Source organism: Bradyrhizobium elkanii USDA 76, assembly GCF_023278185.1.
GTDB classification, from domain to species: Bacteria; Pseudomonadota; Alphaproteobacteria; order Rhizobiales; family Xanthobacteraceae; genus Bradyrhizobium; species Bradyrhizobium elkanii.
This window is the reverse complement of the sequence record NZ_CP066356.1, coordinates 700,407-716,614: the sequence shown is the minus strand read 5'-3', so window position 1 is coordinate 716,614 and position 16,208 is coordinate 700,407. Positions and strand designations below refer to the sequence as shown.

Here is a 16,208-nt window from a genome sequence, read left to right as displayed (position 1 = left end):
CTCTCCCGCTTGCGGGGGAGGTCGGATCGCATCAAAGATGCGATCCGGGTGGGGACTCTTCCCACAATACGATTCGCGGCGACACCCCCACCCTAACCCTCCCCCGCAAGCGGGAGAGGGAAATGCAATCCCATCGTGGCGCCTCCCCTCTCACGAAAGCACAGCCATGACCGACCGTCGTCCCTTCCTGCGTTCGATCTTCGATGCCGCGGTGGCGGCTGCGCATCCCGATGTCGTGCTGGCGTCGCGGCTGCGGCCGGTGCCGAAGGGCCGCGTGATCTGCCTCTGCGCAGGCAAGGGCGCCGCGGCGATGGCCGCGGCGGCCGAGCGGCATTATCTCGACGCGCTCGAGCTCGATCCGTCGCGGCTGGTCGGCATCGCCACCACCCGTCATGGCCATGGCGTGCCGACCCGCCGCATCAAGGTCGTCGAGGCCGGTCATCCCGTGCCCGACGAGGCCGGGCTCAGGGCGGCGGACGACACGCTGCAGCTCGCCGCGACAGCGACCCCGGACGATCTCCTGCTGGTGCTGCTGACCGGCGGCGGTTCGGCGAACTGGATCGCGCCCGTCGAGGGCGTGAGCTTTACCCAGAAGCAGCAGGTCAACCGCGCGCTGCTGCGCTCCGGCGCGCCGATCGGCGAAATGAATACCGTGCGCAAGCATCTGTCGCGCATCAAGGGCGGACGGCTGGCGCGCGCCGGCCAGCACGCCGCCGAGATCGTGACGCTGGCGATATCGGACGTGCCGCATGACGATCCATCCGCGATCGCCTCGGGGCCGACGGTGCCGGATCCGACCACGCTGGCGGATGCCCGCGCGCTGGTCGCCAGATACAATCTCTCGATCGACGACGCGGTCCGTCGCGCGCTCGACGACCCCGCGAACGAAAGCTGCAAGCCCGGCGATGCCGCCTTCGCGCGGGCGACATTCGAACTGCTGGCAAAGCCGAAGGCCTCGATCGACGCCGCCGTGAAGGTCGCGCAGGACGCCGGCTACGAGACCATCGCGCTCGGCGCCGATCTCGAAGGCGAGGCCCGCGACGTCGCGGCCGAGCATGCGCGGCTTGCGCTGAAGGCGCGCAGCGAAGGCAAGCGGGTTGCGATCATCTCCGGCGGCGAGCTCACGGTGACGGTGCGCGGCAGCGGCCGCGGCGGCCCCAACCAGGAATACGCGCTGGCGCTGGCCGGCCTGCTGAAGGATACGCCCGACGTCGCGGCGCTGGCCGCCGATACCGACGGCGCCGACGGCGGCGCCGGCAGCGCGACCGATCCGGCCGGCGCCGTGATCGACCAGGCGACATTCGCGAAGATGAAATCGATCGGCCTCGATCCGAAGGCCTATCTCGAGAACAACGATGCGACGGGGTTCTTCGCGCAGACCGGGGATTTGCTCCTGACCGGGCCGACGCTGACCAACGTCAATGACGTGCGGGTGATTTTGGTGGATTAGGCCGTGTCCTCGACGGACCCAAGGCCAGTCTCGGGCTGCGCCCAAAGCTCCTGATAGTTACGAAACTTCGCAAGCGTCTGGTCATATCGCGTCGGCTCGAGCACCGGCAAAATGCGCTTCAACACCGAGTTGACCGGCGCGGAGGTGTGCCGGACGTATAAGTCGATCGGGTCAAGCAAGTGCCTCAGGTGCAGCTTTGGATCATAGTTCAGCCCGCTGCTGCGAAACCATTTGTACCCGTTGGCGATTGCCCAGCTCACCATGTCGCGAAACACATAATGATAGAGGTGCAGGTCTAAGGCGACATCGTAGTCGAGACCTATGTACTCCGCATAAATCGCGTCACCGTGTACCATGCATGCGGCAAACGCGACGATCCGCTCGTTCTGACGCCAGAGGAAGAAGCGGACCTTGTCCCCCATCCGCCGCCCCAAGTCGCAGAAGTATTGTTCCGTCAGCTTCTCGAAGTGCAGTTTCGAACGCTGATAGACTTGGAAATACAATGGATAGATCTGCGCGATCACCGGCGTCGCGTCGTTGACGACGTTCATCTCGACGGATGGAGAGGCCCGCGCTGTCGCCTCAAACTTCTTGCGAAGTTTCTTACGGGTTGCGCTGTTGAGCGCATGATTCATATAGTCATCGAAATTGGCGTAATCGATGCAAAGCCTGGTCATGGGCAGGCTGGGGATGCGGGTGAAGCCGTGAGCGATCAGGCAGTCGAGGATTGGTCGGTATCGCGCCGGAAACTCCTTGAGCACGATCAGCCGCGCCCCGAGCCTGCGAGCATGTATTGCAATCGTAGAGGCCAGCAGTTCCGCGCAGCCCCGATGGCAGGCCTCGTTCCCGTCAAGATGACCTTCCCCGGCGACGCACCCCACCATGAGCGCACGGGCGCGCATCAAACCTGGCCACATCCGGCGAATGGCGTCGATGAGTACGCCAAACCGCGGGCTCGCACCGGCCAGCATATCCAGGTCCATTAGGAAGAATGGCTGTACAGCACAAACCTGGTCAACCGCATCCTTGATGAGGAAATACCGGTAATCGACCTCGGGGTGAAGGGTATCCTCGACCAACTCATAGTATCGATGATCCTTGCGCTCGCTCGCGAAGGCGAACTGCCAGCGCGGACAATGCTCCAAATCGCTCCGCACAATGACCTGGAGATGCGGCGGACATTGCATCGGCTCGCGTCCCGTGAGGTCGCCGATTTGGCTCGTCAAGTGCGCTGTTGCAGCTTCCGGCACGATCTCACGCTCGCCACGGATCCCGGCCCTAGGGCAGCATTTATCACGGCGCCAAAACAAAGCAGCTAACATATCCGTCAGAAACTAACTCGTTAGTCATTTGCGATTTGGCGTTGGAGCAGAACACTCCTGATACGACCCGCATGTGCGGACACCCGCCGTCCAGCGCGGCATCCCTGGAGCGGACTCATGGCATCGGTGATTGGAGTCACGGGACTTGCATTTGAGGCGCGGATCGCTGCAGACCTGCATACGCAGGCGATCTGCAGTGGCGATGGCAGCACGCTCGCGGAGTCTCTCGCGTCGGCAATTGCTGAGGATTGCTACGGTCTCATCAGCTTTGGCGTCGCGGGCGGCCTTTCGCCCGACCTCCCGGCAGGCGCATGCGTCGTAGCATCGGCGATCGTTTCGGAAACGATTCAGCTCTTCACTGATCGGGACTGGTCGCAAGCCTTGCTTCGACTCATCCCCGGTTCGATTTATGGCCCTATTGCCGGTGTGGCCACCGTCGCCATGCATCCAGAAGCGAAGCGCTCGCTGCATATGAGTACAGGCGCGCTGGCGGTCGATAACGAATCCCATGTGGCGGCGAGTGTCGCTGCAGCGCGCGGCCTCCCGATGACTGCCGTCCGCGTGATCATGGATCCGGCCGGTCGGCAGCTTCCTGCCGCCGCCCTGGCCGCAGTGCGTGCAAACGGGACAATCGATCTCGCCGCGCTGACCCGTGCGACAATGAAACAGCCGAGCGAGTTACCGATGCTGCTTCGGACCGGTCTCGACGCACTGTTCGGATTTGCGGCGCTGCTTCGCTGCCGTCAATTGCTTGGCCCTGGATTAGGACTGCCTTCCTTGCAAGCAGATGAGTCGGAGCCAAGCTCAAGTATCGTAGCGGAAGATCGTATGATCGCCCTCTAGTCGCTTCTTTAGCCGAACGGGCTGCTATACCTGCCGACTGCGCGACCTCAACGCGCACTGAAGGTGAGGCCGGCGCGCTCCTTTAGACGGTTGCGCAAGGCCGGCCCCATCAGCGCGCCCGGCGTCCAGATGCCGCCCTCGCCCTGCACGTCGCGCACGACGCAGAGAGCGCTTTCGGTGATCATCTTGCTGGTCGAGCCATAGCCCGGATCGCGGTCGCCGGTGACAACGGCTTCGACCCGTCCGCCATCCGGCACCTCGCCCAGAAAGAAGATGTCGTAGAAGCCCCTCTCGCGCGCTTCCCGGGTCGGGCCTGCGCCGCGTTTGAGACCGCCGGTCCCGAACAAGGACACCACCGTGGCGAAGGTCTCCGTCGTCACGCTCGCGATGTCCCCAAGTCCCGGCGCCACCATCATCTCGTCATAAACGAAGTCCCTGCCGTAGGGATGGCCCAACAGGAAGTTCGTGCGGTGCACGTTCTTGGTGTTGATCGGCGCCATCGGGAACGGCACGAGCCACGCGTGCATGCTCGTGTCATATTCGGGGACGAGGCCCGACGGCTGAGACGGCCCAGTGAAGCCCGGCGTCAACGCGAAGGGATCGGTCAGCAGCCGGATCAGGGCCGGGTCGCGCGCCGCGGCGGCCAGCGTCGCCTGAGCGCTCGCCGCGGTGCCGCCAGACATGCCACCCCTCACCTTGCGTAGACGGGCCTTCACCCGCCGCGCCGGGCGTCCGAATTTCTCGCGCGCCTTCTCCTGCAACGTGAGCACACCGAGATCGAACGGGATGGAATCGAAGCCACAGGAGAAGACGATGCGCGCGCCGGTCCGTTTTGCCTCTTCGTGATGGGCGTCGATCATACCCCGCATCCAGCCCGGTTCGCCGCAAAGATCAACATAGGCCGTGCCGGTGGCCGCGCATGCCGCCACTAGCTCGGAACCGTGAAGCTGATAGGGCCCGACCGTGGTGACGACCACGGCCGCGCGCTCGCACATCGAACGCAGGCTGGCCGGCTCGGCGGCATCCGCCTTCACCAACGGCAAATCGTCCGGTGCGCCGATGTCGGCACGCACTTTCTGGAGTTTGTCGGTCGAGCGTCCCGCAATTGCCCAGGACGGAGCATCGTCGCCGCGATAGGATGTCGCCAGATATTCGGCGATGAGACCCCCGGTGTAACCCGTCGCGCCATAGACGATGAGGTCGAAGTCCCGCTTCACGGCGTTGATCCTCCTCGAGCCCCGGAAGCGCTCCCTTCAGATCCTTAGCGACGGTCGGTACGCTTCGCGGCGTTTTGCGAGGGGCCGCAACATACGGGCCATCGCGCTTGACGGAAGATACCACAATTGCCGCCCTTCGGCGCGCAACCTCCCGGCGATTTCCGGTCCCCCTTGAGAGCCGTCGTGAGTACGGACGCTGGGTCTGGTCGGCGTGGGCCGAAGGCAGACAGCCGGCACATTTGAGCGCCTGTGGCCGCTTGCAAACGCCCTCCGACGGCCTACCATGGATTGGGGAGTTCGCGTGCAGGAGCGAAGCCATGGAACTCACCGTGGTGCCCATCGTCAAGCCGGATGAGACCAACTTCATCTTCGGCCAGTCGCATTTCATCAAGACCGTGGAAGACCTTCACGAAGCGCTGGTGGGCGCGGTTCCGCGCATCCGCTTCGGGGTGGCTTTCTGCGAGGCCTCCGGCAAGCGGTTGGTGCGCTGCTCCGGTAACGACGACGCCTCGCTCGCCCTGGCTCGCGACAACGCATTGGCGATCGGCGCCGGTCACACCTTCCTGATTTTCCTCGGCGACGGGTTCTTTCCCGTCAACGTGCTGCCGGCGGTGCGCGCAGTGCCGGAGGTCTGCCGCATCTATTGCTCGACGGCCAATCCAACACAGGTGATCGTCGCGCAGACGGAGCTCGGGCGCGGCGTGCTCGGCGTGGTGGATGGCGCCTCGCCGCTGGGTGTCGAAACCGACGCCGACATTACGTGGCGGAAGGATCTGCTGCGGAACATCGGCTACAAGCTTTAGACCGCGATGGTTCGCCGCCTGGCGGCGCCCGCATGCCGGATATCTATCAACCCAACGCGTCATTGCGAGCGGACGGGCCGTCACGCCCCCTCAAAACTCCTGCGCGAGCTTCGCCAGCATCTCCAGCAGCGCGGCGTGGTTGGCCGGACCGAGCACCTCGATCAGCCGCGCCTCGTGCTTGTTGGCAACCAGCTTCTTGGCGCGCGCCAGCACGGCGCGGCCCTTGTCGGTCAGGACCAGGATGTGGGACCGGCGGTCGTTGGTGGAGCGCATCCGCGCGCAAAGGTCGCGGCTCTCCAGCGCGTCGAGCATCGCGACGAAATTCGGCCTGAGGATGCCGAGCGTGTTGGCGATCTCGGTCTGGTTGCGGCCCGGATTCTTGTCGAGCAGCAGCAGCACCGAGAACTGCGCCGGCGTCAGCTGCAGCGGCGCGACGCAACGCAGGAAGTCCTCGAATACCCTGAGCTGCGCGCGCTTCAACGAATAGCCGAGCAATCCGGACAGTTCGCCCAGTTGCAGCATGCCGTCGTCCCCGGCAGGATCGGCCGGTTCCCTGCGCAGGGCCCGCGACGAACGGAGGGCATCGGTGGCGGTCTTGGAAACAGTCATCGCTCCAGGCTCGCAATCCCGGTACAAGAATCCCCGCACGACGCGCGGGGACCTTGAGATTATATCCGATAATTGTTATGGACTATATCAAATATCGGCAGCTTTCAACAGCCGATATCGGCCGACCTGACCGGCACAACCGGTTGAGGCGGTCCGACGCTTGAGGGGGAGCGCTCGGCCTTGAACACAACGATCATGCTGTTCCTGCTGCAGGACGGCATCACCAATGGCGCGATCTACGCACTGCTCGGGCTGGCCCTGGTGCTGGTGTTCGCGGTCACGCGGGTGATCCTGATCCCGCAGGGCGAATTCGTCACCTACGGCGCGCTGAGCTACGCCATGCTGGCGACCGGCCAGGTGCCCGGCACGGCGCGGCTTGCCGTCGCGATGGGCCTCGTCGCCTTCGCCCTCGACCTGTTCTTCGCCCGCAACGCGCTGCATGCGCGGCTGGTGATCCGCTCGGTCGCGCTCAACATCGCCTTTCCCGTCGCGCTGCTCGGTCTGGTTTACGCGCTGGTCGGCCCCGGCACGCCGGTCGCCGTCAACATCGCGCTCGCGCTCCTGATCGTGGCGGCGATCGGGCTGTTCCTCTACCGCATCGCGTTCCAGCCGATCGCGCACACCTCCGTGCTGGTGTTGCTGATCGCCTCGGTCGGCTGCCATCTGGCACTGCAGGGCCTCGGCCTGGTGTTCTTCGGCGCCGAAGGCCTGCGCGCGCCTGCGCTGTCGAATGCCGCGGTGACCGCCGGCCCGCTGCGCTTCACCGGGCAGAGCCTTGCGGTCTACGGCCTGACGATCGGCTTCATCGTCGCCCTGTGGCTGTTCTTCGGCTACACCAAGACCGGCAAGGCGCTGCGCGCCACCGCGGTCAACCGCCTCGGCGCCCGCCTGGTCGGCATCCGCACCACGCTGTCCGGCCAGATCGCGTTCCTGCTCGCCTCCGTCATCGGCGCGATTTCCGGCATCCTGATCGTGCCGATCACCACGCTCTACTACGACACCGGCTTCCTGATCGGCCTGAAGGGCTTCATCGCCGCCATCATCGGCGGCCTGGTCAGCTATCCCCTGACCGCGGTCGCCGCCATCGTGGTCGGCATCGTCGAGGCCTTCTCATCGTTCTACGCCAGCAATTTCAAGGAAGTCATCGTGTTCACGCTGATCCTCCCCGTGCTCGTGTTGCGCTCGCTCGCGGCGCCCGAGGTCGAAGAAGAGAAGGATTGAGCGCGATGACGCAGCGCCTTCCCCTCATCATCTTCGCGCTCGTGATGGCGGTGATTCCGCTTGTCCCGGGCATCCCCCCGTTCTGGATCGTGCTGCTCGACAATATCGGCCTCGCCGCGCTGGTCGCGATGGGCCTCGTGCTGCTCACCGGCGTCGGCGGCCTGACCTCGTTCGGGCAGGCCGCGTTCTGCGGCTTCGGCGCCTACACCACGGCGGTGCTGACCACCGCCTACGGCGTCTCGCCCTGGCTGACGCTGCCGGCTTCGCTCTTGGTCAGCGGCATCGCGGCCGTGCTGCTCGGCATCGTCACGGTGCGGCTATCCGGCCATTATCTGCCGCTCGGCACCATCGCCTGGGGCATCGGGCTGTTCTATCTGTTCAGCAAGCTCGAATTCCTCGGCCGCAACGACGGCATCTCCGGCATTCCGCCGCTGTCGATCGGCTCGTTCAGGATGCTGAGCCCGGATGCGATCTACTACGCGATCTGGGTCGCGGTGCTGCTCTCCGCTCTGCTGACCATGAACCTCCTGGACTCCCGCACGGGGCGCGCGATCCGCGCCTTACGGCGCGGTCATGTCGCGGCCGAGGCGTTCGGCGTGCAGACGCCCCGAGCCAAGCTGTTGGTGTTCATCTATGCCGCGGTGCTGGCCGGCCTGTCCGGCTGGCTCTATGCGCATTTCCAGCGCGCCGCCAACCCGACGCCGTTCGGCGCGCAGGCCGGCATCGAGTATCTGTTCATCGCCGTGGTCGGCGGCGCGGGCTACGTCTGGGGCGGCGTGCTCGGCGCCGGCATCGTCGTGATCCTCAAGGAGGTGCTGCAGAGCTACCTGCCCTACATCTTCGGCGGCCAGAGCCAGCTCGAGACCATCGTGTTCGGCATCATGCTGGTGCTGCTGCTGCAGCTCGCGCCGCAGGGCGTCTGGCCCTGGCTGATGTCGCGGCTGCCGTTCAAGCCCGCCCGCAAGACCCCGGACGCGGCCGTGAAGCTGGAGCACCGCGAACGGGCGCCAGGAACGTCTCCGATCCTTCTGCACATCGACAAGGCGCGCAAGCAGTTCGGCGGCGTGCTCGCGGTCAACGACGTCTCGTTCGACGTCAACGCCCGCGAGATCGTCGCGCTGATCGGCCCGAACGGCGCCGGCAAGAGCACCACCTTCAATTTGATCACCGGCGTTCTGACCGCAACCAGCGGCAAGATCTCCGTGCTCGGCAAGGAAGTCGAGAACGCCCCGCCGCAGGAGGTCGTCAAGCTCGGCGTTTCCAGGACTTTCCAGCACGTCAAGCTGGTGCCCGACATGACCGTGCTGGAAAATGTCGCGATCGGGGCGCATCTGCGCGGCAATTCCGGCGCGATCTCCAGCATGCTGCGGCTCGACCGCACTGATGAGGCGAAGCTGCTGGCGGAGGCCGCGCGGCAGATCGCGCGCGTCGGCCTGTCCGACCAGATCGACCAGCTCGCGGGCTCGCTGTCGCTCGGGCAGCAACGCATCGTCGAGATCGCCCGCGCGCTGTGCGTCGATCCGATGCTGCTGCTGCTCGACGAGCCGGCCGCCGGCCTGCGCCACATGGAGAAGCAGCGGCTGGCCGCGCTGCTCCGGCAATTGCGCGACGGCGGCATGTCCGTGCTCCTGGTCGAGCACGACATGGGGTTCGTGATGGATCTCGCCGACCGCATCGTGGTGCTGGATTTCGGAACCAAGATCGCCGAGGGCACGCCGGCCGCGATCAAGCGCAACCCCGACGTGATCAAGGCCTATCTCGGAGCCGCCGCATGACTGCGCTGCTATCGGTGACCGACGTCCACATCTCCTACGGCAAGGTCGAGGCGGTGCGCGGCGTTTCGCTCGACGTCGCCCCGAACGAGATCGTCACCATCATCGGTGCCAACGGCGCCGGCAAGACCACACTGCTCAACGCCATCATGGGCGTGCTGCCGCTGAAGGGCCGCACGACGTTCGCGGGCGTCGACATGGCGCCGCTCGATATCGAGGACCGCGTCGCAACCGGCCTCAGCCTGGTGCCCGAGCATCGCGAACTGTTCGGCACCATGAATGTCGAGGACAATCTCGAGCTCGGCGCCTTCCGGATCGCGAAGGCCGTCGCGGCAGCCTCGCTGGAGCGGGTCTACACGCTGTTCCCGCGGCTCAAGGAGCGGCGCAAGCAACTTGCCGGCACGCTGTCCGGCGGCGAGCAGCAGATGCTGGCGATGGGCCGCGCGCTGATGGGCGCGCCGAAGCTCCTGATGCTGGACGAGCCGAGCCTCGGCCTCGCCCCGATCATCGTCGCCGACATCTTCCGCATCGTCGGCGAGCTCCGCGCCGCCGGCGTCTCGGTGCTGCTGGTCGAGCAGAACGCGCAGGCCGCTTTGCAGATCGCCGACCGCGCCTATGTCATGGAGCTCGGCGAGTTCGTGCTCGCTGGCCCCGCGACGGAGATCGCCGCCAACAAGGGCGTCGCCGCGAGCTATCTCGGCTTCCAGCACGAAGGCGAGAGCGCGATCTAGATTTGCCCTTGTTGTGCGTCGGTTGCCAGTGGTGATTGAGGTACTATCGACGCGGATAGACCGTCACCCCACCCCGCTTCGCATCGCTATTTGCGATGCAAAGCGACCCTCCCCCTCCAGGGGAGGGTAAGAGCCGTCCATCGACTTGCATTCGCGCGAAGATTGCGCTCCACTTTACCCTCCCCTGGAGGGGGAGGGTCGATTGCGCGCGCGATGCGCAGCATCGTCGGGCGCAATCGGGGTGGGGTGAAGCCGCACAAATGGTCTCAGCATCAATCCGAGAGCAACTGCGAAGAAGCTGCGAGCGAATACCACACCGCATGAACGAATACTGTGGCGCGCGCTGAGAGAGCTGCCAACGGACGGAACGCATTTTCGAAGACAGGCACCGATTGGCCCTTACGTCGTCGATTTCTTCTGCCCGGCCAAACGACTCGTCGTCGAGCTCGACGGCGGACACCACAACGAAGACGAGACCGCGAAACACGATCGCGAACGGCAGCATTGGCTCGAGAAAGAAGGCTACCGCGTCATCCGGTTCTGGAATTCGGAGATCGCGGCTGACCTCAACGCCGTGCTGGAGCGGATCTATGTCGAGATCTACGGTGCGCGCGGAGCGGTAGCCGTGCCACTGAAGCACCACCGACGACGATAGAGCGTCACCCCACCCCGCGTCGCATCGCTGACGCGATGCGACGCGACCCTCCCCCTCCAGGGCAGGGTAAGAAAAAAGCCGGCCCGTTATCGAGGCCGGCTTTCTCACCTCACTGATTCAGACCGGCTCACATCGCCGGGACGTATTTGCCGCCCTTGACCGTCAGCAGGATACGCGAGCGGTCGTCGAGGCCGTAGCGATCCTTCTCCGTCCAGTTGTAGACGCCCTGGCTCGCGACGATCTCCTTCTCGGAGATGAAGGCCTTGCGGATCGCCTCGCGGAATTCCGGCGTGCCGGGCTTGGCGGTCTTCAGCGCCACCGGGATGACGCGCTTCATCACCTCGAAGGCGTCGTACGAGTGGCCGGCGAACTGGCTGCGGCTGTTGGCGCCGTACTTGGCTTCATAGGCCGTATTCAACGCAAGACCGGGCTTCTTGGTCAGCGCGCTGTCGGGCTGGGTTTCCGGCGACATGATCGGGCCGGCCGACATGATGACGCCTTCCGCGGCCGCACCGGCGATGCGGATGAAGTCCATGCTGGCGGCGCCGTGGGTCTGGTAGATCAGACCCTTGTAGCCGCGCTCGCGCAGCGCGGTCTGCGGCAGCGCCGCGGCGGTGCCGGAGGCGCCGACCAGGATGGCGTCGGGATTGGCGGCGACGAGCTTCAGCACCTGGCCCGCAACCGACGTATCCGGACGCGCGAAGCGCTCCTCGTCGGTCATGGTCAAGCCCATCGGCACGGCCTGCGCCTTGAAGTCATTGACCCAGAGGTCGCCGTAGGAATCCGAATAGCCGATATAGCCGACGGTCTTGATGTTGTGCGCCTTCATGTGCTCGTAGAGCACCTTGCCCATGATCGGAATCGACTGCGGCAGGTCGACCGACCACTTCGCGCGGGCGTCGTTGATCGGGAACGGCGCGAGGCCGAGATGCGGGATGCCGGCCTCGTTGGCGACCGTCGACACCGCGATCGTCGTCGGCGTGATGCAGGAGCCCATGATGATGTCGGCCTTGGACTCCGTGACGAAGCGCCGGGTATTGGTGGTCGCAGCCGTCGGGTCGCCGCCGTCGTCGAGCACGATCAGCTTCAGCGGCACCCCGCCGATCTCCTTCGGCACGAAATCGAGCGCGTTGCGCTCGGGAATGCCGAGCGCCGCGGCGGGCCCCGTGGTCGAGATCGTGATGCCGATGGTGATTTCATTGGTCTGCGCCTGTGCGGGCGCGCCCGGCAGCGCGATGGCTGCTGCGAGCGCCGCGGCGGCGAGAGTGGCCTTCCTCATTCATTCCTCCCTGCAGTTAAGTTTTTTGGGTTTAAAACGGTCTTGCGGGCCAATTCAGCCCCTTCTTTAGAGCATGATCCGGAAAAGTGGAAACCGGTTTTCCGAGAGGATCATGCTCCGAAAGTCGTGTCATGAGGGGTGCGAGTCAGCCCTTCATGAAGCGGTCAATGATCTCCTGCGGAAACGGCGCCGATTTCAGCCTGGCGGGATCGTCCGGGTGGCGGCCGACCAGCACCCTGGTCTCGAACGCCTCGATCGCCAACGCCTCGCCCTTGAACACGCGGTGCACCACCTCGAAGCTCGAGCGCTTGATGCTCTCGATCCGGCTCTCGATGGTAATCCAGTCGCCATGGGTCGACGGGATGTGAAATTTCGCCCGCGTGTCGACCATGGGAATGCCGACCAGACCGTATTTGTGGACGAGGTCCTGCTTCGAATAGCCGGCGGCTTCGAACATGATCGAGGTCGAGTCGTCGAACATCGCGAAGTAGCGTGGGTAGTAGACGATGTTGGCGGGGTCGCAATCGCCCCACTGGATCTGCACGTCGCGCCGATTGACGAACATGGTTTACCCTCGATCGAGCATGAGCGATCCAGAAGGGCGTTCATGCTCTTCCGGATCATGCTTCAGCGCGGCGCCATCCGGAGCGCGGCATCGAGCCGCACCACTTCGCCGTTCAGATAGGGATTGTCGATCATGTGCAGCGCCAGCGAGGCGAACTCGTCGGCCTGGCCGAGCCGGCGCGGGAACGGGATCGCGGCGGCGAGCGAATCCTGCGCTTCCTGCGGCAGGCCGGCCAGCAAGGGCGTCATGAACAGGCCGGGCGCGATGGTCAGCACGCGGATGCCGAACTGCGCGAGCTCGCGCGCGATCGGCAGCGTCATCGCGACGATGCCGCCCTTCGAGGCCGAATAGGCCGCCTGCCCGATCTGGCCGTCATAGGCCGCGACCGAGGCTGTCGAGATCACGACGCCGCGCTCGCCGGTTGCGAGCGGCTCGAGCTTGGCCATGTCAGCGGTCGCAAGCCGCAGCATGTTGAACGAGCCGATCAGATTGACCTTGATCACCTTGTCGAAGTCGGCCAGCGCCATCGGCCCTTCGCGGCCGATCACGCGCTTTGCCACCCCGATGCCGGCGCAGTTCACCAGCACGCGCGCCGGGCCGTGCGCCTTGGCGGCGGCCGCGACGGCAGCTTCGGCCGCCGCAGCATCGGCGACGTCGCAGACCACCGGAATGCCGCCGATCTCGGCCGCGACGCTTTCGGCGAGCTTGGCGTTGAGGTCGCAGACCGCGACCCTGGCGCCCTGCGCGGCGAGACGGCGCGCGGTCGCAGCGCCCAATCCCGATGCGCCTCCGGTGACGATGGCGGCCTGGTCCTTCAACTGCATGGCTTTCTCCTGTTCGAGAACTAGACGAGTGTGATCACCGATGCCGGCGGCACCGGCGCATAGAGCGCTTCGATGATGTCCGTGCGATGCTCCAGCACGGCGCGCTGGTTGATCGAACCCTTGTCGGTGACCTCGCCGCGATCGATCGACAGCGGCGTGTCGAGCAGGAGCGCGCGCGCGATCCGGTTCGACGAGCCGGTGGCGCCGGCCAAGACACGCGCGAAGCGCTCGCGGAAAGCCGCTCGCACCAGCGGATCATTGGCCGCGGCCGCAATATCATTGCCGGCGAGCGCCGGATTGATCAGGCGGCAGCCATCGAGATCGAGGATCACGATTGCCGCAAGCTCGTCGCGGTTGAGCCCCGCGATCACGACGTCGCGCACCAGCGGCGCGCAGGTGCCGACGAAGCGCGCCCGCAACGGGCCGACGCTGACCCAGGTGCCGCTCGCCAGCTTGAAATCCTCGGCGATGCGGCCATCGAAATCGAAACCGGCATCGAGATCGCCAGCGTCGGCGGGCTTCAGCGCGTCGCCGAACTTGTAAAACCCTTCCTCGTCGAACGCCTTGGCGGTCAGCTCGGGCTGCCGCCAGTAGCCCGGCGTCACGTTCGGGCCCCTGGCGCGGACCTCGAGCTTGCCGTTGTTCGGAACGAGCTTCGCATCATTGCCGGACACCGGAAGCCCGACATGGCCGGAGCGGCTGGTATCGGGGCGCACCGACATGAAGAACGGCGAGGTCTCGGTGGCGCCGAGGCCGGTCAGGACAGGCACACGATAGCCCTTCTCCTGCACGGCGAGCGCATCGAGGCTGTTCCAGATGAACGGCGACAGCGCGGCGCCCGAGAAGAACATCGCATGCAGCCGGTCGAAGAATTTTGCCCGCAGACCGGCATCGTCGCGCAGATAGGGCAGCAGCGATTCATAGCCCTTGGGCACGTTGAAATAGACCGTCGGCGAAATCTCACGCAGGTTTCGCACGGTCTCCTCGATGCCGCCGGGCATCGGCTTGCCCTCGTCGAGATACATCGAGCCGCCGTTATAGAGCGTCAGCCCGACATTGTGATTGCCGCCGAAGGTGTGATTCCACGGCAACCAGTCGACGATGACCGGCGGCTCGTCCTTGAGGAACGCCAGCGTCTCGCGCAGCATCACCTGGTTGGCGCAGATCATGCGCTGGGTGTTGATGACGGCCTTGGGATTGCCGGTCGACCCCGACGTCAGCAGGAATTTCGCGATCGTGTCCGGACCGATTGCCGCATGGGTCGCATCGAGGCGCGGGTCTTCCGGCGTCGCCATGAGGCCGGCGAGGCGCGTCACGTCACGGCCGGGCACGGTGCCGCGGCTCGCGGCAATCTCGACATCGGGTTCGACATTGGCGCGCAGCGCGTCGGCGAATTTGTCGGCATCGTCGACGAAGATGAGGCCTGGCGTCAGAAGCTTGATGACGAAGCTGAGCTTGCCATAGTCGCGCGACACCAGCGAATAGGCCGGCGACACCGGGCAGAACGGAACGCCGGCATAGAGCGCGCCGAGTGCCATCAGGGCATGATCGATCGAATTGCCCGACAGAATCACGATCGGCCGCTCGGCCGACAATCCGCGCGCGATCAACGCGGAGGCGATGCGCCGCGCCGTCTCGAGCAATTGCACGTAGGTGATCTGCCGCCAGCCGCCACCGGCTGCACGTTCGGCCATGAACACGCGGTTCGGCTCGGCCTTCGCCCAGTGGTGCAGGCGATCGGTGAGGCGAACCGGAAAATCCGCGAGGCTGAGCTTCGGACGGAGATAGATCGTGCCGTCGGCGCGGCGCTCGACGCTGACGTCGGGATTGCCGAACGAGATCGGGCGCAGCGGATGCGCGGTGCTGGCGGTTGCAGACGGCGCGGCGCTCATGTCGGCTTCACCTTGGCGGTCTTGCGATCAAGAAACGCACGGATGCGTTTCTTGGCTTCCTTGTCGCTCTGCGCCACGGTCGCCATCAGCGATTCCATCAAGAGGCCGGTCTGCGGATTGGCCTCGGCGATCATCGGCAACGCCTGCAACACGGCGAAGTTGGTCAGCGGCGCGTTGGCGGCGACGCGCTCGGCAAGCTCCAGCGCTTTCGACAGCGCGCCGTCTGCCTCGGTGAGGTATTGCGAGAAGCCGTAGGCGGCGCCCTCGGTCGCCGAATAGACCCGGCCGGTCAGCATCATGTCCGCCATCCTGGGCACGCCGATCAGGCGCGGCAGCCGCACCGATCCGCCGCCGCCGACGAAGATGCCGCGCTGGCCCTCGGGCAGCGCGAAATAGGCCGACGGCTCGGCAACCCGGATATGCGCGGCGCAGGCCAGTTCCAGCCCGCCGCCGATCACGGCGCCCTTCAGCGCGGCGATGACCGGCACGCGGCAATACTGGATGCGGTCGAACACGCGGTGCCACATCTGGGAATGCACCAGGCCCTCGGTGGCGTCGCGCTCGGTCAGTTCGGAAAGGTCGAGGCCGGACGAGAAGTGATCGCCGATACCATGGATGACGACGGCGCCGACCGCATCCGGTATCGCGGAGAAGCAATCCCGCAGCGCCAGGATGATGCCGTCGTTCAGCGCGTTGCGCTTGGCGGGACGGTTCAGCCCGACCGTCAGCACCGCCCCTCGTGTCTCGATCCTGAGCAGCGAGGCGTCTCCCCCGCCGGCAGCGTTTCCCATGGCGTTATTGCTTCCTGTTCAGAATAGTTATGTTTTATAACTATCATCGCAGGAGTCAATACACGCGTGACGGCTTGACCCTCCCCTGGAGGGGGAGGGTCGGCTCACATGAAGCGTAGCGGAATGTGAGACGGGGTGGGGTGATCTCTCAACACGGGCAGCGCTTGAATGGAAAGACTGTCACCCCACCTCGGTTCGCATTGCGCTCCGCTTCATGCGAACCGATCCTCCCCC

At 65.4% G+C, this 16,208-nt stretch carries 15 protein-coding genes; 7 read left to right on the top strand and 8 right to left on the bottom strand.

Features of this window, described 5'->3' with window-relative positions:
- The first annotated feature begins 166 nt into the window (after positions 1–166).
- A complete protein-coding gene (locus tag JEY66_RS03300; RefSeq protein ID WP_016840945.1) occupies positions 167–1,450 on the top strand; it encodes a glycerate kinase type-2 family protein in 1,284 nt (427 codons plus the stop codon).
- Here the strand turns inward: JEY66_RS03300 and JEY66_RS03295 are convergent.
- The gene (locus JEY66_RS03295; RefSeq protein WP_016840944.1) at positions 1,447–2,676 is read right to left on the bottom strand and encodes a GNAT family N-acetyltransferase; all 1,230 of its coding nucleotides are present in this window, start codon (positions 2,674–2,676) and stop codon (positions 1,447–1,449) included. The two genes, JEY66_RS03300 and JEY66_RS03295, sit on opposite strands and share 4 nt — an antisense overlap.
- Before the next feature lie 213 nt (positions 2,677–2,889).
- Between JEY66_RS03295 and JEY66_RS03290 the strand changes: the two genes are divergently transcribed.
- A complete protein-coding gene (locus JEY66_RS03290) occupies positions 2,890–3,615 on the top strand; it encodes a phosphorylase family protein (protein WP_016840943.1) in 726 nt (241 codons plus the stop codon).
- Positions 3,616–3,662: 47 nt separating this feature from the next.
- Here JEY66_RS03290 and JEY66_RS03285 read toward each other — a convergent pair whose 3' ends face one another.
- Positions 3,663–4,832 (bottom strand): saccharopine dehydrogenase family protein, encoded by a 1,170-nt coding sequence (locus JEY66_RS03285; protein WP_016840942.1) that lies wholly within the window; start codon positions 4,830–4,832, stop codon positions 3,663–3,665.
- A 317-nt stretch (positions 4,833–5,149) separates the two neighbouring features.
- Between JEY66_RS03285 and JEY66_RS03280 the strand changes: the two genes are divergently transcribed.
- Complete coding sequence (locus JEY66_RS03280) at positions 5,150–5,635, top strand: adenosine-specific kinase (RefSeq protein ID WP_016840941.1); 486 nt, start codon at positions 5,150–5,152, stop codon at positions 5,633–5,635.
- A 90-nt stretch (positions 5,636–5,725) separates the two neighbouring features.
- Here JEY66_RS03280 and JEY66_RS03275 read toward each other — a convergent pair whose 3' ends face one another.
- Complete coding sequence (locus JEY66_RS03275) at positions 5,726–6,244, bottom strand: MarR family winged helix-turn-helix transcriptional regulator (protein WP_016840940.1); 519 nt, start codon at positions 6,242–6,244, stop codon at positions 5,726–5,728.
- A 180-nt stretch (positions 6,245–6,424) separates the two neighbouring features.
- On the opposite strand from JEY66_RS03275, the gene JEY66_RS03270 reads away from it, so the two are divergent.
- The 4 genes from JEY66_RS03270 (at position 6,425) to JEY66_RS03255 (ending at position 10,623) form a co-directional block, all read left to right on the top strand.
- Positions 6,425–7,465 (top strand): branched-chain amino acid ABC transporter permease, encoded by a 1,041-nt coding sequence (locus JEY66_RS03270; RefSeq protein WP_016840939.1) that lies wholly within the window; start codon positions 6,425–6,427, stop codon positions 7,463–7,465.
- 5 nt (positions 7,466–7,470) lie between these two features.
- Positions 7,471–9,240 (top strand): branched-chain amino acid ABC transporter ATP-binding protein/permease, encoded by a 1,770-nt coding sequence (locus tag JEY66_RS03265; protein ID WP_016840938.1) that lies wholly within the window; start codon positions 7,471–7,473, stop codon positions 9,238–9,240.
- Positions 9,237–9,968, top strand: a complete 732-nt coding sequence (locus JEY66_RS03260) for an ABC transporter ATP-binding protein (RefSeq protein ID WP_018269101.1) — start codon at positions 9,237–9,239, stop codon at positions 9,966–9,968. Before JEY66_RS03265 ends, JEY66_RS03260 begins: the two co-directional genes overlap by 4 nt.
- A 271-nt stretch (positions 9,969–10,239) precedes the next feature.
- The gene (locus JEY66_RS03255; protein ID WP_075969043.1) at positions 10,240–10,623 is read left to right on the top strand and encodes an endonuclease domain-containing protein; all 384 of its coding nucleotides are present in this window, start codon (positions 10,240–10,242) and stop codon (positions 10,621–10,623) included.
- Between the two features lie 127 nt (positions 10,624–10,750).
- On the opposite strand, the gene JEY66_RS03250 is transcribed toward JEY66_RS03255, so the two are convergent.
- The 5 genes from JEY66_RS03250 to JEY66_RS03230 form a co-directional block, all read right to left on the bottom strand.
- On the bottom strand, positions 10,751–11,902 hold the full coding sequence (locus tag JEY66_RS03250; protein WP_018269102.1) for an ABC transporter substrate-binding protein: 1,152 nt from the start codon (positions 11,900–11,902) through the stop codon (positions 10,751–10,753).
- 145 nt (positions 11,903–12,047) lie between these two features.
- Positions 12,048–12,467 (bottom strand): acyl-CoA thioesterase, encoded by a 420-nt coding sequence (locus tag JEY66_RS03245; protein ID WP_016840935.1) that lies wholly within the window; start codon positions 12,465–12,467, stop codon positions 12,048–12,050.
- Between the two features lie 62 nt (positions 12,468–12,529).
- Positions 12,530–13,291: an SDR family NAD(P)-dependent oxidoreductase gene (locus JEY66_RS03240; RefSeq protein ID WP_018269103.1), complete on the bottom strand. Its 762-nt coding sequence runs from the start codon at positions 13,289–13,291 to the stop codon at positions 12,530–12,532.
- Between the two features lie 20 nt (positions 13,292–13,311).
- The gene (locus JEY66_RS03235) at positions 13,312–15,183 is read right to left on the bottom strand and encodes a feruloyl-CoA synthase (RefSeq protein WP_018269104.1); all 1,872 of its coding nucleotides are present in this window, start codon (positions 15,181–15,183) and stop codon (positions 13,312–13,314) included.
- Positions 15,180–15,974: a crotonase/enoyl-CoA hydratase family protein gene (locus JEY66_RS03230; protein ID WP_026191952.1), complete on the bottom strand. Its 795-nt coding sequence runs from the start codon at positions 15,972–15,974 to the stop codon at positions 15,180–15,182. Before JEY66_RS03230 ends, JEY66_RS03235 begins: the two co-directional genes overlap by 4 nt.
- Positions 15,975–16,208 lie beyond the last annotated feature (234 nt).